The sequence below is a fragment of the Bacteroidota bacterium genome (genome assembly GCA_016183775.1).
In the GTDB taxonomy this organism is placed as follows: domain Bacteria; phylum Bacteroidota; class Bacteroidia; order JABDFU01; family JABDFU01; genus JABDFU01.
Genome location: JACPDY010000023.1, coordinates 25,257 through 46,032 on the forward strand (window position 1 = coordinate 25,257; position 20,776 = coordinate 46,032).

Genomic DNA, 20,776 nt, shown 5'->3' on the forward strand with positions numbered 1-20,776 from the left:
AATTTGGGCATCCTTGTTTTATAAAGATATAAAAGGCCCTTTGACAAGTCAAATCATAACAATCCTAAAGTAAATGATATGATATATTTTTTTTAAAGTGATATTGTCAAAAATAGTTTATTTTTATACTACAATAGATAAAAAATGAAAACCCCTTCCGACGAACTTTTCCAATTGATAAAGTCACTTACATCCCAGGAAAAAAGATGCTTTAAGCTCAATTTTGATATAAAAAAGCCTAAAAGTAATTTTATAACTCTTTTTGACGCTATTGATTCTATGGGAGCTTATAGCGAATCTGAACTTATAAAAAAGTTGAAAAAAACGGGTGGAATTAAGAACCTGAAACAAGTCAAAAGTCAATTATATGATAAAATTGTTGTCGCCATCTCAATTTATGCGAACGATTCGTCCGTAAAGAGAAAGATCCAAAACCTGATCCACTACTCTGAATTATTATTAGAAAAATCACTGTACCGCTCATCCATACACTATCTGTTAAAAGCGGAAGCTTTGGCTATTGAACATGAACAATATCCTTACTTACTATCTATAAGTTATCTCAAAGCATCACATGCCCGGCATCTGAACATAAAAGACGGAACAGCTGTGATCATTGATAAAGAAACAGCGGCTGAAAAAAAATACATTCATTCCATCCAAAACACAATTGAGTACAGGAATATATGGCTCGGGGTAAGTAATATTTACAGCCTGTACGCTGATAATTTAAAAAGTGTTGCATTATTAAAAAAAGTGAAACACATTTCAGATCTACAGCTGATAAAAAACAAAAATCTTGCACAAACTTATTTATCGAAGAACTACTATTATGACACCAGGCATCTTATAAATATGTTAACCGGAAAGTGGAATAATTCTTCGTTCGATCTGCAAAACGAATTCGTAAAATATCTTGAACAGCAGCCGGACCTCCTGTTTTCAAGAGCCTCAAATTACATAACTGCACTATCGCGTGTTATTACCACATTAAACAAAATAAACCGATCCGATGAGATAGAAGTTTTTTTTAATAAGGCGAGTGGTTTTTTTATTTCACTCCCTACTAAAAAGAAAAGCAGAAATTTAAGCTCGTATTTCGCAGGGGTGATATTAGCAAATTATATGGACGCCCAATTAATATTATTACACCCTGAAAAAGCCATTGACTCCTGGGAAAAAGTAAAAAATGAAGTACACAAGGAGATGCCTACAACCGGTGCCGACCTGGTGGTATACATAAACCTGTTTTTAGGTTATTTCTATTTATCAAAGTATCGCGAAGCCCTCCAAAACCTGAACATCGTCATTAATTTCAATAAGCCAAACCGTATCGATATCCAGGCGGATGCAAGGTTGTTTATTCTAATTCTTCATTATGAGTTAGGCAATACCGATCTTTTACCAAACCTAACGAGGGCCTCAAAGAATTTTTTGCAGAAAAACGGGTATTATACCGAATTTGCAAACGTGATAGTTGTATTTTTTGAAAAAGAAATTCATTCAGGCAAAACAAAAAACTTCAATTCATTTGTTCTCCTTAAAACTAAACTATCCGCCCTGATTAAACATCGCGAAGCAAAAAAAGCAATGGAATACTTTGATTACCTATCCTGGATCGACAGTAAATTAGAGAACAAGCCATTCATAGAAATCCTAAGAAAAAAAGCTCTTCAAAAAAACACTTGATTTTCAACCAAATTCGCACAAATTAAGGCTTGCCCTGTTACTCTGTTTTATATATATTTGCTCTCCGTAAAAAACTACGGTTCGTTTTAAATTAAGTTAAATCCCTAACCATTTTCCATGAAATAGCCATATTATTGCTGGTATACAAACCTACATGAATATATAGCGTATTCCATCTGACAAACAGTAACTTAAAAAATTATATACAAATGAAAAAAATATTATTTGCACTTGCCATCACAGTTTATTCTGCAATATCTTTTGCTCAAACCTTCAGCAATATCACAACCAACTCAATGGTCGTTTCCCTCCCGGGCACAACCTGCCTTGTGGTTGTGAGAGCAAATGCATCACCCGCCGGACCTGTTGATGGTTTTATAAATTATACCGCAAATCCTTCTTTCGGAGCGGGCTCCAGTACCGGAACAGGAAGTTATGTGGTTTTTAAAGGCAGCGGTGGCTCTGTAAACATTACAGGATTAACGATCAATACTTCATATACTGTAGGCATATACACTTACACTTATAATGTATTTACCGGATACAATTATTCATATTACTGGGGAGGCAGCCATTACACATTAACCAATGAGCCAACAACAAAACCAACTTCATTGGTTGTGTCCAATATTAATCCTACATCTGTCAAGGTATCCTGGACTGCGGGCAACGGAGCTTATCGCATCGGAACTGTTAAACAGGCTGTCAGCAACACTCATCTTCCGGTTGATGGTACCGTTTACACTGCATCTACTACCTACGGAAGCGGTAACCTGGTTGGTTCTGCCTATGCAGTATACAATAGCTCCGGCACCACCGTAACTATTCTTAATTTGTCGCCGGCAACCACATATGCCTTTTCATTATTTGAATATAACGGCTTGGGCGGGTCCAATAATTATCTTACATCTGCATATGGCACTGCAACATTTACCACACCTGCCGCCGAACCCACAGCTCCCGCAAACGGCCTTGTATTCAGCAATGTTACTGCAAATTCCATGACCGTCAGCTGGGCAAACGGAGACGGGGCAACACGCCTGGTAGGTATCAAGCAAAATTTCGGGAACAAAACCGCGATCGAGGTAAACGGAACAAACCATGTTGATGTGGCGCATAAACCTGCTTTGAATATGGGCACCGGCTCGTTTACAGCTGAGGCCTGGTTTAAAACATCTGTAAGCGGTGTTACTCAACAGATCATTGGAAAAAGTGATGCCGCTGCAGCATATGGGGTTGGCTTTAAACTTCAACTTACAACACAAAACAGGTTATACTATGAAGTTACCGGTGGAGCCGGAGGAAGCGGCAATTCCTGTTATGGCACTGCACCAACAAAAATAACTGATGGCGGCTGGCACCACGCGGCCCTTGTGGTTGATCGCATAAGCGGCACCACCTGCACAGTATATCTTGACGGAGAAGTTGAACACACCGCCAGCAACGCCCTGGCAAATGGCTCCATCGATAATTCCATTAACCTTAAAATAGGAGCATCTTATTCATCTTCAGTAACAACCACAAATTATTTTACCGGACAATTGGATGAGGTTCGCCTGTGGAACGTCGCAAGAACACAATCGAATATTAAAAGCAATTTGTTTGATAATGTTGTTCCGTCAAATATAAACCTGATAGGCTTATGGAGATTTAATGACGGCGATATAAGCACATCCGTTGCTGTGAATCTTTCAAATACAACTGGCATCAATGGTAAACTGGTAAACTTTACTGATACAACCAGCGCTATATCCTTTTCAAAACCAGCCGGAGGATGGGTAGTATCAGGCTCAGGAAATACGGCACCTGTTGACCAAACGGGTTATACAGCAAACGCTAACTTTGGCAGCGGAACTCAGATCGCGGGTCAATATTATGTGGTGTACATGGGCTCCAATAACTCTGTAAATATTTACGGACTTACGCCTGCAACAAATTATAATGTATATGTTTTCGAATACAACGGGTCAGGCATTACTGCTAATTACCTTACATCAGTACATGCGATCGGCAATAAGACAACAGCCACAGCTGAACCTACAATTCCTCCATCAAATCTGGTATTCAGCGCAATTACCAATAATTCAGTTACAGCAACTTTCACTTCTGGTAATGGCACTAATAGACTTGTTTCAGTCAGGGCTGGCAAAGAACAAACCGCCCTTGCTTTTGACGGGGTAAACGACAGTGTTGCTGTTCCGCATAATTCAACCTTAAATGCTTTCCCTTTAACCATTACCACATGGGTTAAAACCACCCAAAAAACCTATGGCTTCATAGGCCTTGCTAACAAATACATGTTGGGATCCTGGAACGGATATATGCTTTACCTTGATGGCGGATCTGTGCATGGTTTCTACGGAAAAGATCCTTCCAACTATACCTGGCTCAGCAGCAATTACAATGATTCCGTTGCCGATGGCAAATGGCATCATATTGCTTACGTGGTTGATTACAGCAGCAGTAAAATGTATATCGATGGGGTTTTACGATCGTCTTCGCCATGGTATGGTTCTTCAGGGCCATGTACAACAACCAAGAAGTTTACACTTGGAAGTATGGCCGGCGGCAATCTATACAACGGTCAGCTGGATGAGGTTTCTATCTGGGGTTACGCAATGGCATCTTCTACCATTAACAGTTATATGACCCGTTCATTATATGGGAATGAAAGCAATCTTTTAGGTTATTGGAAACTGGATGAAGGAGCTTCATCTTCCAGTTCAGTTATTACCAACTCATCCCTGAACACATTAAGCAACGGTACTTTATATAATTTCGCATCGACAACTGCCGCGAGCAACTTTACAAACACAAGCGGATGGGTATATTCCGGGGCTTTGGTCAATCTCCCTCTTGATCAAACCGCCTACGGCTATTATGCCAGTTCAACATTCACTTACGGCTCTATAATTGGCAACAAATACTATGCTGTATACAATGCTGCAGGTAATTCGGTTACTGTAACAGGACTTAGTCCAAATACAACTTATAATTTTGATGTATTTGAGTATAATGGCACTTATCCGAACGAAAATTATTTAACATCAAGTTATTTAACTGGTAATGTTACTACCTCTCCTATTGGAATCCCTACCATAGCATCGTTTACTCCGGCAAGCGGTACCGTGGGTACGACAGTAACACTTACAGGTACAAATTACAACACCACTGCTTCGCTTAACACTGTATATTTTGGAGCTACAAAGGCAACTGTGCTAAGCGCAACAGCGAATCAACTGGTTGTTATTGTACCGAATGGCGCATCCTTCAAACCGATCTCAGTTACAGCAAATAATCTTACCGGATATTCCGCTCAGCCTTTTGTAGTCACTCAAAATTGTCCTGGTGCCATCAACTTATCATCATACAACCTGACCAATTCACTTACATCCTATGGCAATGTTACAGCCCAAACCCTTGCAGACTTTGATAACGATGGATTGGTTGACATACTTACCGTTGACACAAGCAGCTATTATATCTCCACTTTCCGTAATACAAGCGTAGGTGGAAACATCTCATTTGGCTCACGTGTCTTAATGTATATTAAATACAGGCCTTCTGCTATAACCGTGAATGATTTTGACGGAGATGGAGTATTGGATATTGCCGTAACCAATAAATCCATGAATTCTATTTCGCTTATTAAAGGGTACGGATATTCCGGCGCTATTTATTTTTACCCTCCGCTTGAATATAATACACTCGTGGCCCCGATCTCTCTTGCCACAGGCGATATTGACCTGGATGGAAAACCTGATATTATTGTAGGCTATACCAACGACAGCATATCTGTTTTCCGGAATACAAGCTCTAACAGCTATTTAAGTCTTGCCCCGAGAGTTGACAAAGCGCTTCCTGCAGGAACCATTTCCGGGAGAGTAGCTGTTGCCGACATTGACGGCGATGCATTATCTCAATCAGATATTGTTGTTGCCTGCTCGGGCAGCACCAATCAATTATCCGTATTCAGGAATACAAGTACCAGCGGCAACGTTACGCTTGCTGCCCGTGTAGATTATAATCCATCGGCCTCGGGCGCCATTAATGCCATTGCTATCGGAAAAATAAACAATGATACAAAAGCTGACATTTGTATCGGCCATGGCACCAGCGGTGTTTCAGTGGTACGCAATAACTCCACAGCGGGAGTAATAACACTCGCTTCCGGCGTAACCCTCACAGGTTTAGCCAACACGCCGGGCGATATTGCAATTAACGATCTTGATGGAGATACTTATCCGGATCTTACAATAGGTTACAACACTGCCAGTGTAGGTTCAAGGCTCTCTGTTTTTGAGAATACATCTGTTTCAGGCTTTACCTTTAACTCAAAAGTTGATTATACCATTCCGGGTGTTAACCCTACTCCTTCTATAACTGTGGCCGATCTTAATAATGATGGAAAAAGCGATATTGTTGCCGGATCGGGAACAACAAACATTTCTGTATTTAATAACGAAATGAACGGAACTCTTTCTGGGGAACCAAGCACACCTGCTTCCAATCATTCATCCTCTGTAACCACGACCACGGCAACGCTTAACTGGACAAATGGAAATGGCTCTAACCGGATTGTAATTGTCAGACCATATAATGCTCCGGCAATAGCTCCGTTTGACGGGATCGATTATTCAACGATTAGTTCAGTATATGGCAGCGGACAAAATTTAGGTGGCGGAAACTATGCCGTTTATAAAGGTACAGGGACTAGTGTTACCGTTACCGGATTAAATTCTTATACGTTATATTATTATAATATTTATGAATTCAATGGTTCGGGTTGTGATATTAATTATTTAACTGCGGGTATAAGCTGGAAAAACTTTGTTACAAATAACATAGCTCCTACAATAGCAGCTATACCTAATCCTGCAAGCATTTGTCAGAACGCAGGTCTTCAAACAATTAATTTAACGGGCATTACAGATGGAGGCGAAGGCAATCAAAACATATCGATTAATGCAAACTCAAGTAACACTTCTTTGATTTCTTCTGTTACAGTCAACTACACAAGCCCTGCTTCTACCAGTACGCTGACCTATACACCAACTGCCGGTCAATATGGCACTTCAACAATAACAGTTAATGTAATTGATAATGCGATTAACAATACCACAAAAACAATAACATTTACCGTTACTGTTAATCAACCTCCTCCTGCTGCAGTTGCCGGAGCTAACCAACTTACATTATGCAGCAACACTGCTACGTTAGGTGCCACTAATCCGGGATCACCATTTACAGGTGCATGGACCTTCTTATATAAAGGCGCTTCACCGGCAGCTATTACAACACCTTCCAGTCCTACATCCACTGTAACAGGTATTAACGTTGGAGATTCTCTGCGCATGCGCTGGACTGTAAGCAGCGGTGCCTGCACACCAACAACAAGCGATGTAAGCATTAAACGTATAAGCTGCGCTTTAAGTGCGGACTTCACCGCGGACAAAACAAGCGTCTGCGCGGGTTCGGTTGTAAACTTCCAGGATCTGTCGGCTACCGCTTCAGGCACACTTACCAACTGGGCATGGAATTTCGGAGACCCTGGATCAGGAGCAAACAACACTTCCACTTTACAAACTCCTTCACATACATTCAATACTGTAGGTACTTATACTGTATCCCTTACAGTTACAAACAGTTTCACTACCACATCATCGGTTACCAAAAATGCGTTCATCACTGTAACAGGTGTACCAAACGCGGCAACTACTATAACAGGAGTATCGCCTGTATGCGCAGGCTCATCCAATGTATTGTATACGCACAGCGCCGCAATTTCAGGTGCCGACAAATATGCATGGACATTACCAACCGGAGCAACGATCACCTCAGGCGACTCAACGTCCAGCATCTATGTTAATTTCGGCACAAATGCGGTAACCGGAAACATTACAGTTGCGGGGAAGAATATGTGTGGCTTAGGCACATCATCTTCCTTCCCTGTTACCGTGAAACCAATTCCCGACCCTGCAGGTGTTATTACCGGTATTACCAATGCATGTGAAGGAGCTGTGGGAGTTATATACACCGTACCCACAATAAATAATGCCACAGGTTACACATGGGATGTTTCATCAATGGGCGCAGTTATCGCGAGCGGACAAGGCACCAACAGTATTACTGTTAATTTCCCTGTAAGTGTTGCTGTGAGCGGCGACATAACAGTATATGGAACGAACGGAAACGGATGCGGTGATGGAACAGCCGCTATACTGCATGTTAACGTAAACAGCGTTCCCGGTGCCGCGGGTTCTATCTCGGGCCCGGCAACAATTACTTCTTGTCCGCTGGTAAATGGAGCGATATACTCCATCCCTCTCGTAAACGGGGCAACTTCCTATACATGGACGGTTCCGGCCGGGGTGAATATAACTGCGGGAAGTACATCTAACAGTATTACCGTTAACTATACTTCAAATGCAGTATCAGGTAATATTACGGTGAACGGGGTTAACTCCTGCGGCAATGGTGCAATTTCCACTTTACCAATAGATGTGCAGGGTACAGTGCAGCAAAGCATTTGTCTTGTTACTGTGGATTCAACTTCTAATTACAACATCGTAACATGGCAAAAACCTTTAATTGCCAACATTGACAGTTTCATCATTTATCGCGAAGTGGCGGGGCTCGGATATACGCGTGTGGGAAGCCAAAAGTACGGTGTATCGAGTGAATTTGCTGATTCCGTGTATGTTCCTAAAGCGGATCCAAACACCACTAACTTCCGCTATAAGGTAACAGTCCATGATTCCTGCGGAAACGAGGGCGACATTAATCTTACTAATTACCATGGTTCAATATTCCTGCAAACTAATCTTGGAGTGGCCAATGCGATCAACATGAGCTGGATCCAGTATTCAGGTGCTACGGTGAACATGTACCGTATCATGCGCGATACTACGGGAACAGGATTGAACTTTAAAGCAATTGACTCCGTTCCGGGCTCGAACTCAGTTTATACTGACTACCCGCCTGTTACATCAACACAGGTTGCATACAAACTGGAAACGATCTGGAACCTCACTTGCTCGGCGCCAAATCTGAAAACCGCGGCGATCGTTAAATCAGTTTCAAATATCAAAAATGTATCATTGACAGTTACCGGTATTACCGAATCGGCGCTTGATAAAGAGATTACTGTTTACCCGAACCCTGCGAAGGGGTTACTTAACGTAGATTACCCGAATGTTAAACAGCAATATACCTTTACCATTCATAACATGGTCGGACAGGTAATGACTGAAATAAGATCAGAGGATATTTCACCGGGTCAATATAAACGCACTCAACAGATCGATATTTCGAACTTACCTGCCGGTGTTTACATGTTAAATATCTCATTGCCAGATGTAAGACTGATCAAAAAATTGGTTATTAATTAATTAACTTTAATATTAACTTTGCCCGGAGCCCAAACTTGTGCTTCGGGCTTTTTTATTTAATACTTTATCGACTTGCTTCCCCTTTCAAATAAAATACCTGTATTTCTTACCTACCTGATAGTATACATTTATAGTTATTGTTGTTATGCTCAAAACAATAATATCAAAATACTCTCATCGAAAAATGGGTTGAACGGATCAATCGTTAATTCAATATACCAAGATAAAAAAGGCGTTATCTGGATAGGAACCGAAGAAGGTGGCCTGAATCGTTTCGATGGACGAAATTTCACCTGTTATACCAAAAAGAACGGCCTGCCAGGAAATCTTGTAAAAGCTATCTGCGAAGATTCGGTTGGTGACATTTGGTTTAGCTTAGATGAACTGGGCGCAGGCCGGTTTGATGGCAAAAACTTCACTTTTTATTCCGATAAAAACGGATTGCCGGACAACAAAGTGAATTCAATATACAGGGATAGGGAAGGAAATATCTGGTTTTGTACCAACACCGGGCTGGCCCGCTATGATGGGAAAAAATTTACATATATAACAACAAAAGATGGTCTGCCAACGAATGAGATCTTCTGTATGATCCAGGACCGAATCGGCAATTATTGGTTCGGTACAAGAAAAGCCGGGATATGTAAATATGATGGCAAAAAAATAGACGTGTTTACCAAACAAAACGGGTTAAGTGACAACTCGGTATACTGCCTTGAAGAAGACAATAATGGAAACCTTTGGATCGGCACGATCGTGGGGGGAGTCAACCTTTTTGATGGAAAAAAATTTCGCTCTTTTAAAATTTCAGCAGGTGTTGATGAGGCTCTGATCCTCGACATCTGCAAAGACAAGCACAACAATATATGGATCGCTACCGACCAGCAGGGACTTGTTAAATATTCACAAAGACAGTTCAGCCAGATAACAGACGCGAACGGACTGACCTCTAACTTCATACTCAGCATTTGTAACGATTACGAAGGAAAACTATGGATCGGAACAGGAGGAGGCGGAATTAATATATTGCATAATGAAGCCATGCTTTATTATAGCGAAAAAAACGGATTAGCTTCAAACAGCCTTTTCACCATCAAACGTAATTCCAACAACGACCTTTTAGTGTTTACCGAAAAAGGAATAAATATCGTGAGGGAAAATAAAATTTCAAAGTTCACCGAGCTTAAAGAGCTTAAAGATGTTATGGTAATAACCGAAAGCCCTGATCAACAAAAGGGTTTGTGGCTGGGAACGCGCGGAAGCGGAATTATTTATCTTGAAGCCGAAGCTGGTTCTTATCTTTTTAAAAGATCGTTTTTAAAATTAGGTAACACCCCATTAAACAATCCTATTTCAAAGATTATTGCGACAAAAAACAATGATATAGTTGCCGCTTCTTTCGGTGACGGGGTTTTTATAATTAATAAAGATTCCATCGTCCACTTGGACTCGAAAAATCACCTTCCCACCAATAACATTCTTACACTTTACGAAGACAGGTCGGGAAATATATGGATAGGAACATTTCAGAAAGGCCTTATAAAATACGACGGGAAAACATTTCATACCTATGATGCCTCCAATGGTTTAGCCGGTAATACTGTACAAACCATCACTGAAGATAATTTTGGCAACCTGTATTTTGGAAGTGATGAAGACGGATTCACAGTTCTATCTAAAGAGAAATTTATTACAATAAATTCAAAAAGCGGCTTGTGTTCTGACAATATCACAACCCTTTACTTCGACAGCTTCGCCTACTTATGGGTAGGCACAAACAAAGGAGCAAACAAGATCACATTTGATGAGAATTTTAATATCAAATCCAATAAATACTTCGGCGAGCAGCAGGGTTTAAAAAGTATTGAGATACCCAATGATGGAATTACACAGGATAAAGATGGACTTATATGGATGTGTACCAATGACGGCCTTGTACGCTACAATCCCTTGCTGGACTATATAAACAACGCCCCTCCTAAACTGGTACTAAACAACATACAACTGCTGTATCAGAACCTGGATACCGCGAAACTTGGTTTGCATATCGACCGCAAAACCGGATTGCCGTCCACCCTGGTTCTACCGCATAACAAAAGTCAGCTTACATTTTATTTTCAGGCCATTAGTATTGATGTTGTAAAATATTCACATATACTCGAAGGCCAGGATAATGACTGGTCGCCGCTTACAACAGAAAATTATGTCACCTACTCTAACATCAACCCCGGCAGCTATACATTTAAAGTAAAAGCGATCAACAGCGACGGGTATTGGAGCGACAATATAATTGAATATACATTCACTATTGATCCGCCCTGGTACAAAACTTGGTGGTTTTATACTGTATCTGTGCTGTCAATCATTACCGGAACAGTTGGTTTTGTTCAGTTCAAAACAAAACAGCTTAAAAAACAAAAATTAATACTTGAACAAAAAGTCACCGAACGCACTGTTGAATTGAAAAAATCCAACGACCACCTCTCGGTGGCATTAACTGACATCAGCGACAGTATTAATTATGCAAAACGGATACAGAACGCAATATTGCCTCTGACCCAGGAATTCAAACAAATTTTACCCAACTCTTTTATTCTTTTTTACCCCCGCAATGTAGTTAGCGGCGATTTTTACTGGTTTCTTGATAAAGAAGACAAATTATTTGTAGCGGCTGTAGACTGCACCGGACACGGTGTTCCAGGCGCATTCATGAGTATGATCGGAACATCATTGCTAAACGAGATCGCCAAGCAGGAAAATATATCCAACGCGGCCGAAATACTCGATCATTTAAATATTCAACTGCGCAAAGCGTTAAAACAGGACCGCGAAAGTTTTGAGTCGAAAGACGGGATGGACCTGGCTATATGCGTGATCGATAAAAAAAATCTGACAGTTGATTATGCCGGTGCCAAACGCCCGATATTTGTTGGAAAGAAAAACACAGGCAGCTATGAACTGCAACAAATCAAAGGCGACCGCTATTCCATCGGGGGCATGGAAATTGAAAAAAATTTCCGCTTCACAAACCATTCACTGAAGCTTGGCAAGGGCGATCGTTTCTATATTCTCTCCGACGGCTTTGTGGACCAGTTTGGCGGCGAACAGGGTAAAAAACTCACTACCAAACGTTTCGAGCAGCACCTGTTGTCAATCCAATCCAAACCAATAACATCACACCATGATGAGTTAAGCGACCTGCTGAGAGCCTGGCAGGGCAATAATGAGCAGGTGGATGATATACTCGTGATAGGTATTGAACTGTAAAAAGTGTTCACGCAAAGGCGCAAAGGCCGCAAAGAAACATGACTGAAAATGAAATAGCTACAATTTTAGTAGATATATTTTTTAAGGGTTCATAAAGCTTTAGGACCCGGACTACTGTAATCCGTTTATGAAGCAGCCATTTGCTTTGAATTGGACAAATTAGGAATCAGCTATACAAGGCAGCAAGGGATAGCGGTAGTCTATGAAAACACTAAGATGGATCTTGGCTTTAGAGCTGATATTTATTGTAGAAGAAAAAGTAATTGTTGAAATAAAATCTATTGAAATATTAGCACCGGTACATCCTAAACAACTATTAACATACTTGAGATTAACGAATTTAAAGTTAGGATTGCTCGTCAATTTTAATGTAACATTTATAAAAGATGGTATTTCAAGAATTGTTAACCAATTATAAAACTTTGCGATCTTTGCGTCTTTGCGTGCTAAAACTTAACTAATAAACACTACCCTTAATTTTACTTTCTATGTTGCGTACACACACCTGCGGAGAACTTACCATTAAAGATATTAATAAACCTGTTACCCTTTGCGGATGGGTACAGCGTGAAAGAAAACTGGGCAGCATCACATTTGTTGACCTAAGAGACCGTTACGGACTAACGCAATTGGTCTTTGATATTGAGAACAGCGCTATCATCGGACCCGCAGGCTTTGCAAGAGAAATGGTTGTACAGGTTACAGGAACAGTACGTGAGCGAAGCAACAAAAATTTAAAGATGGCAACCGGCGAGATCGAGCTACTTGTAAATCATATTGTAGTATTAAATTCCTCGAAGACCCCGCCTTTCACCATTGAAGACAACACCGACGGCGGCGAAGAGTTACGGATGAAATACCGTTACCTCGACCTTCGCAGGAACCCTGTTCGTGAAGCCCTGGAATTACGTCATAAACTGGCCCTTGCCACACGAAATTACCTCAGCGGCATAGGGTTTCTTGAAGTTGAAACACCTGTAATGATCAAATCAACGCCTGAAGGCGCCCGCGATTTTGTTGTACCCTCACGCATGAACCCCGGTGAGTTTTATGCTTTACCTCAGTCGCCTCAAACCTTTAAGCAGTTGCTTATGGTTGGAGGATTTGACAGGTATTTTCAAATTGTAAAATGTTTCAGGGACGAAGATCTACGTGCGGACCGCCAGCCTGAGTTCACCCAGATAGACTGCGAAATGAGTTTTGTGGAGCGCGCGGATGTGTTAAATACATTTGAAGGAATGGTGCGCCATTTGTTTAAAACGGTTAAAGGAATTGATATTCCAACGCTGCCGCACATGACCTATGCTGATGCTATGCGGTATTATGGCTGCGACAAACCAGACACTCGCTTTGAAATGAAGTTTGTTGAATTGAACAACATAGTAAAGGGAAAAGGATTTAAGGTATTTGATGACGCGGAACTTGTTGTGGGCATTTGCGCGAAGGGTTGCGGAGAATACTCCCGCAAACAACTGGATGAATTAACTGAATTTGTAAAACGCCCGCAAGTGGGCGCTACCGGGCTTATTTATGCACGCTACCAGAATGACGGGATCATTAAATCAAGCGTTGATAAATTTTTTAACGCGGATGAATTAAAAAAATGGGCTGAAGCATTTGGCGCGCAGCCCAATGACCTTATGCTTATACTCGCCGGCGAAACCAATAAAACGCGTAAAGCGCTTAATGAGCTGCGCCTCGAAATGGGCACACGCCTTGGCCTACGCGACAAAAACAAATTTTCATGCTTATGGGTAGTTGATTTTCCTTTGCTGGAATGGAACGAAGAACAAAAACGATGGTTCGCTATGCACCATCCTTTTACTTCCCCAAATCCTGAGGATATGGACCTGCTTGAAAGTAACCCCGGCGCGGTGCGTGCAAACGCCTACGACATGGTAATAAACGGCGTTGAAGTGGGCGGCGGCTCTATACGTATCCACAACAAAGAATTACAAGCACTGATGTTCAAACGACTTGGCTTTACCGATGAAGAAGCCCATGAACAATTTGGATTTTTAATGAATGCTTTTGAATATGGTGCCCCACCCCATGGCGGCGTTGCTTTTGGCTTTGACCGCCTTTGCTCTTTATTTGGCGGAGCCGAATCGATACGCGATTTTATTGCGTTCCCTAAAAATAACTCCGGACGTGATGTAATGATTGATGCCCCTTCTAAGATTAGTGAGGAACAGTTGAAGGAGTTGGGTATTAAGTTGAGGGATGAGAAGTGATCTTCAAAAACCCTTCTTACTCTAATTTATTAATTGTTCGAATTCCGACAAAACCTTCAACAAATCCTTTGAAGTAGTTTTTCGACTCCTTTAAAAGCTGCTTAAAAAAGGTCTCCTATTAAAAAGATTTTAAATAAAACCTAAAATCCTGGACTAAGGCCTTGATTTTTTCATCGTAGATTTATAGACAATATTAAAGATCAGTGAATATATAAGCTATCTTATTAGAGTAACATGTCCTATATACGTTTTATTATGCTCTTTGATATCGGTAAGTTCAATTTTATATACATAAACATCTTCAGGACAATTATCTCTCTTGTATTTTCCATCCCAACCCTTTGCCTGTTCGGTTGTGTCAAAAACCAATTGTCCCCACCTATCAAAGACCATAAAATGATATTGAGCAATGCCTTCGGTAATTGGCATAAATACATCATTTAATCCGCTTGAGTTTGGCGTGAATGCGTTTGGTATCCAAACCCGGATATCAGGCGTAACCTCAACTGTAATAAAGTTGGTATCCAGGCAGCCATATTCATTGATCACAACCTGAGTTACTGTATATGTGCCCACTTGCTTATATACATGATGTGTACTGCAATCAAAGGAGCTGTCACCGTCTCCGAAAAACAACTTGCAACGTATGGATTGCAGGCTCTCATCGGTAAATGCAAAGGCGGGATCAGAAATGGTAGTAGAAGTCGGATCTGCACTCAAAGCGGCATCGGGTCCGGGTAATACTGTTATTATATTAGGTTTTGTAAATGTGATAGTGTCTACACAGCCATTGGTCGCTACAATTGTTAGTGAAACATTGAAAATGCCTGATGAAGTATATATATGCACAGGATCCCGTTGTGTTGAGGTTTGTCCATCGCCGAATTTCCAGAGATAATTTAGCGCAAGTTGTGAAAGAGAGCTGTCCGTGAACTGCACTCTGAACGGTTTGCAGCCCGTTTTAGGCGGCATATCAAATTTAGCTGTTGGTAAAGGATAAATAGTGACAGTGTCGGTAGTTGACACTGTACAGCCATGATCTGTAATACTGAATGTGACCGGGAATTTTCCTACAGCATTGAACTTAACGCCGGACATATTTTTTAATGTTGAAGCCGTAGGAATGGCATTGGATCCGAATGTCCATGAATAGGTAGCCGACGAAGTAGAGTTTCCTGTCCCGTTAAAATTAAAATTGTTGTTGTTTATGCATTGGCCAACCTGAGCGGAGATCTGTGGTATGGGTGCCGGCAACACTATAACTGTATCTATGAATGATTGTGAGCAGCCGCGATCGGTAATCGTAAATTGAACAACTTGTTTTCCTGCATTGGAAAAAATTATTCCTGACGGATTTTGTTGTGTTGATGTTGCCGGAGTTGCATTTACCCCGAAGTTCCATGAATAGGTGGACCTGGATGTTGTAATACCCGTGCCGTTAAAATTATAGCTGTTTGTTAACACGCATTGAGGGCCGGGAACAACGAACTTTGGCATTAAGGGCGGATAGATTCTAACAGTGCCGGTAATAGTATCCGCGCATATGGTTCGTGGATCTGTGATCAATGTAATGGTGTAAGTTCCTGTATCAGGATATGTGTAATTGGGCTGTATGAGTCGTGAAGTGTCGTTTTGTAATGCGGGTACACCAAAGTCCCAGCGATAATTCGTTGCATTAGTACTCTGGTTAATAAAGGTTACAACTTTTCCGAAGCAAGTCGTTTGCAGGACAGAAAACTGTGATGTAGGAGAAGGCAATACACTTACAGAATCTGTAAATATTTGTGTACAGCCATGATCACTGATCGTAAAAGTAACAGCAAATGTTCCCGCTTTTATAAAGGTTATCCCTGTCGGATTTTGTTTTGTTGATGTTGAAGGTATAGCGCTTGGTCCGAAGTTCCAGGCGTATGTTGATTTCGTAGAAGTAACTCCGCTGCCGTTAAAATTAAAACTATTGGTGGATAAGCATTGGGCAGGCGGCGCAATAAATTTGGGCTCCAGGGGCGGATAGATTTTGAAAGTACTGGTGGCCGTATCAGCGCAAATGGTGCCGGGGTTTGCAACAAGTGTAATAACATAAACGCCTGTATCCTGATAAGTATAACCCGGTGCTTTAAGATTGGAAGTGTCGTTTGTAAGAGTAGGTACGCCAAAGTCCCAATGAAATGTATTAGCGTTAAGACTATTATTTAAAAAGTTAACGGTCTTCCCGAAGCAAAAGGTTTGCTGTGCGGGAATAGATGATACAATAACATGGGAACAATTGATTATATTGAATTGGAAGTCGCGTTTGTGTATTTCAACCAATACGCCATTCCGGTATTCGCGGACACAAACACCAATTACCCACTGTCCTATCATTGTTGGAGTACCGGTTATCATCCCTGTCTTCGGGTCAATTTTAATTGCGGGATTTGATTTGATGGGATATGAGCCATTAAATCCCGGCGCCCAGGGCACCGCAGTATATGGTGGAGGCGATGGAGGATTGGGCATTGGTGAAAAACTACTTGCACCGTGATAGGTGTCGCATAGTTCATATACAAGCGAGTCGCCATCGGCATCAGTTGCAGAATGGTCAAATTGTAAAGGCACTCCGGCACAGATATAGATCGGCGGATAATTTGTAAAATGCGGGCTATTGTTACATTTGACAATAGTCGTATCCGGTATTGTTGTAAAATATGTAGAGCCTACGTCACCGGGGCTTACAAGGTTAAGAATGGTATTGTTGCGGCAGCATCTTTGATATACCAATGTATATCCGCCCGGAATTGGTGGCAAAGTAACTGTGTCTGAATAAATACATTGTTCAACACAAACGTTTGCAGGGGGGACTATGCATGGATTGGTAATATTAATAGGCAAAGTGTCAGATCCGGGAGGAATAAGATCGATGGTCCTGATAAGAACGCTGCCCGAATCATAAACCGCAACAGTAGCAGGTGAATCGAACCAGGGAAGTCCGTTGTAACAATCGCGGTAAACTTTTAAAACAATACGGTACTGGTTATTACCCAAGCACTCATAGTAAATTTCTCCTCCTACAATATGCGTTGAAAAAACGGGTATAGAATAGAAAAGTAAAAAAACAACTATTTTAATTAAACGCTTGAGCATTGTTTGATAAGGCCGGCAGGTGAAAACTTCTGTTATTCAGATAATGATCAATCAATATACCGATCATTGGCTAAATAACGGGAACTAACTAAACCTTAAGTTACAAAAACCGCAGGTAAAAGCATAATCCTTAAAGTACAAAGACAAAAGTATACTAAAATGGACAGTATTTAAGGTTTCCTTTCTAATGGAGTCAGGTATAAGCGGAAGCCCGACAAGTTTAAATGACATCTGTATTGTGTGCTGGTTTTTTAAAACGATCGTGCCACTAATGTGTTACCGCAAAATGGTCAGGAAGCCTGGAAATTTGCGGCCATCTGATACATAAAGAATAAAGTAATAAGTGCCATCCGACACCCCATTACCATCCCAATCGTTCACATAGCTACCATTCTCATAAACAATGCGTCCCCAGCGGTTATAAATAACCAATTTGCTGCCGGCATAATACTCCAGGTTTTCAACGTAAAACTTGTCATTCTTGCCATCTCCGTTAGGAGTAATTATGTTTGGAATACGAATATTACACAAAGAGTCCGATAAATGGAAATCAATGGAGTCCTTACAACCCTTGTCTGTAGAAACGATCAGGTACCCATGGATATTCGTTCCGCTTGCATAGTAATGGACTGGATTCTGAATCGCGGAAGTTGTACCATCGCCGAATTTCCAAACGTAGCTTAGCGTGCCATTAGAATTATGTGTTGAATTGTCAGTGAATTGCAATTCGAAAGGTGGACATGCAGGTTTAGGTGTGTAGGTAAATTGTGCTTGAGGCATTCCGTATACGCGGACAGTATCGGCATGAACAGCATTACAGCCAATATCTGATACACTTATTGTAACCGGGTAAGTGCCTACCGTGCTATACCTGATACCTGTAGGATTTTTGGATGTAGATGCAGGGGGTGTAGCGCCTGAACCAAACGACCATGCGTAGGTGGCTTTGCCGGATAAACTGCCACTCAGGTTAAAGTTAAAGTTATTACCCTGGATACATTGCCCCTGAGGAATTACATAATTCAGGTTGAGCGGGCCATATATTTTAACCATGGTTTTCGCTGTGTCATCAGGACATGCATTGCCAGACTTCGCGATCAGCGAAATAGTATACATACCTGTGTCGGTATAAGTGTAAGTTGGCGAATACAGGCCGGAAGTATCAGTTCCGGTACCATTCACGCCAAAATCCCATAAGTACCTGGATCCGTTTATTGTTGTGTTTTGAAATGTAATAACCTTGCCGTTGCAAAGAGGAGTTTGGATTGGTATAGAAGCCTCGACCGGGGCAAAGACCTTTATGGTGTCAATAAGAGTGACACTACATGTATTATCGGTAACGCTTAATTTTACCGCATAAGTACCCGCTGCATTATACCTTATACCCGATGGATTTACAATTGATGAAACAGACGGAGAAGCATTCGTTCCAAATGTCCACGAATAAACAGCTTTGGCGGTTAAGTTGCCGGCAGCGTTAAAATTGAAACTATTTCCTGACAGGCATTGGCCCGAAGGGACAGTATAGCTCGCATTAATTGGGTCATATACTGATATAGTTGTTTTCCCTGTATCGGCACAGCCGGATCCCGGATTGGCAATAAGTGTAATAGTATATTTGCCGGTATCGGGAAAGGTGAATGTGGGTGTAACCAGGTTGGATGTATCAGTTGAAGAGCCGTTAACACCAAAATCCCAGTGGTATTTGGATGCGTTGGTGGTATTATTCTGGAAAGTGATTGTTTTTCCGGCACATACAGAACTTTGCGCCGGAATGGATACGGTGGCAAGTCCTACGCAATTGATCACGTTGAACTGGAAGTCGCGGTTGTGTTTACCGATCAAAATGCCATTTCTGTATTCATTGACACAAACCCCGACCACCCATTGCCCTATCATATTAGGCGTACCTGTTAACAAACCGGTTGACGGATCAATAGAAAGTGCGGGCAAAGCGCTCATGGGATATTGTGCATTATAAGGCGCTTTCCATGGAACAAAATTATATGGAGGAGCATCTGGAATTTTGGGACATGATGAAGGAGGAGCAGGACAAGTTGAATTTGCAGCAGTTGGTTTGGCCGGACCAAATACAGGGCAACAAGCGGTGGCACCGACAAATGGATCACAAAGTTCATATACGAGTGAATCTCCGTCAAGGTCGGATGCAGAGTGATCAAATTTTATGGGTTGCCGGGCGCATAAAAAAACCGGCGGAAAGTTTTTATAACGGGGGTTGCTGTTAACTGCAAATGTTGATTGGTCAGGTATGTGCGCAATATAACTCGAACCAACCAGGCCCGGATTAATAAGGTTTAGTATCGTACTGTTGCGGCAGCAGCGCTGGTAAACAAGATCGTAACCTCCTGCCCTGGGAGGAAAGTTAACGGTGATCGTATAAATAGCCCCTTCTACACATACATTTGATGGAGGAACAAAGCAGGGTGAAGGCGGTGTTACGATCACATTAGTGGGAGGGAGTGCTAATTTAAGGGTATCTAAAAGTGTTCCTGAAGAGCTGAAAACACTTACACATGCAGGGCTGTCGTATGGGGCATTCCCGGTGTTGCAGTCCCGGTATACTTTTAATATTATTTTGTAATTGTTTCCGCCAAGGTATTCATAACAGAGTTCTCCGCCAACAATATGTGTTGCAAATGAACTGAAACAGGTTATGAGAATTACTCCTGCTAATACTATACTTCTTTTGATCATGTGGTATGTTGTGGTTAGTATTTTACAAAGTCAAGCACCATTTTCAAGTATCACATTTGCTTATGAAATCTTTGAATGATTTACAATAAGTTCAGGTTCCTATTCGCCAAAGGTATTTTTCGCTTGTTAAATGTAGATCGTGAAAGGTTTGAACGAAAACCACATTGCTCTCAAAATTAGGTGTCTAATTAGAATGCCGATCCACGTATTTTAATCTTAATACTGAAAAGTAAGGTCACATGGGTGCATGAAATGGGATCAGGGATGGTCTGAATGATCTTTTGAAAAGAAGACCGGGCAAGAATGATTTTTACCTTGTATTTGTTACGCAAAATTTTTAAATTGGATTTGAAAATG

The 20,776-nt window shown here is 41.3% G+C and carries 6 protein-coding genes and 1 pseudogene; 5 read left to right on the forward strand and 2 right to left on the reverse strand.

Annotation, left to right across the window (positions count from 1 at the left end):
* The first annotated feature begins 144 nt into the window (after positions 1 to 144).
* From HYU69_03215 to aspS, 5 genes and pseudogenes are all read left to right on the forward strand, one after another.
* Complete coding sequence (locus tag HYU69_03215; GenBank protein MBI2269347.1) at positions 145 to 1,689, forward strand: hypothetical protein; 1,545 nt, start codon at positions 145 to 147, stop codon at positions 1,687 to 1,689.
* A gap of 209 nt (positions 1,690 to 1,898) precedes the next feature.
* A complete protein-coding gene (locus HYU69_03220; GenBank protein ID MBI2269348.1) occupies positions 1,899 to 9,080 on the forward strand; it encodes a VCBS repeat-containing protein in 7,182 nt (2,393 codons plus the stop codon).
* 189 nt (positions 9,081 to 9,269) lie between these two features.
* The gene (locus HYU69_03225; GenBank protein ID MBI2269349.1) at positions 9,270 to 12,347 is read left to right on the forward strand and encodes a SpoIIE family protein phosphatase; all 3,078 of its coding nucleotides are present in this window, start codon (positions 9,270 to 9,272) and stop codon (positions 12,345 to 12,347) included.
* Positions 12,348 to 12,385: 38 nt separating this feature from the next.
* Positions 12,386 to 12,765, forward strand: a pseudogene (locus tag HYU69_03230) (GxxExxY protein).
* 70 nt (positions 12,766 to 12,835) lie between these two features.
* Positions 12,836 to 14,581: an aspartate--tRNA ligase gene (gene aspS, locus HYU69_03235; GenBank protein MBI2269350.1), complete on the forward strand. Its 1,746-nt coding sequence runs from the start codon at positions 12,836 to 12,838 to the stop codon at positions 14,579 to 14,581.
* Positions 14,582 to 14,797: 216 nt separating this feature from the next.
* Here aspS and HYU69_03240 read toward each other — a convergent pair whose 3' ends face one another.
* Together HYU69_03240 and HYU69_03245 are read right to left on the reverse strand one after the other, a co-directional pair.
* Positions 14,798 to 17,704: a PKD domain-containing protein gene (locus HYU69_03240; GenBank protein ID MBI2269351.1), complete on the reverse strand. Its 2,907-nt coding sequence runs from the start codon at positions 17,702 to 17,704 to the stop codon at positions 14,798 to 14,800.
* Positions 17,705 to 17,980: 276 nt separating this feature from the next.
* Positions 17,981 to 20,419, reverse strand: coding sequence for a gliding motility-associated C-terminal domain-containing protein (locus tag HYU69_03245; protein MBI2269352.1), 2,439 nt, complete (start codon positions 20,417 to 20,419; stop codon positions 17,981 to 17,983).
* Positions 20,420 to 20,776: the final 357 nt, after the last annotated feature.

What these genes read in the sequence shown, in the direction of transcription:
- HYU69_03215 (MBI2269347.1), top strand. Translation starts at nt 145, where the DNA reads ATGAAAACCCCTTCCGACGAACTTTTCCAATTGATAAAGTCACTTACA.
- HYU69_03220 (MBI2269348.1), top strand. Translation starts at nt 1,899, where the DNA reads ATGAAAAAAATATTATTTGCACTTGCCATCACAGTTTATTCTGCAATA.
- aspS (MBI2269350.1), top strand. Translation starts at nt 12,836, where the DNA reads ATGTTGCGTACACACACCTGCGGAGAACTTACCATTAAAGATATTAAT.
- HYU69_03240 (MBI2269351.1), bottom strand. Translation starts at nt 17,704, where the DNA reads ATGCTCAAGCGTTTAATTAAAATAGTTGTTTTTTTACTTTTCTATTCT.
- HYU69_03245 (MBI2269352.1), bottom strand. Translation starts at nt 20,419, where the DNA reads ATGATCAAAAGAAGTATAGTATTAGCAGGAGTAATTCTCATAACCTGT.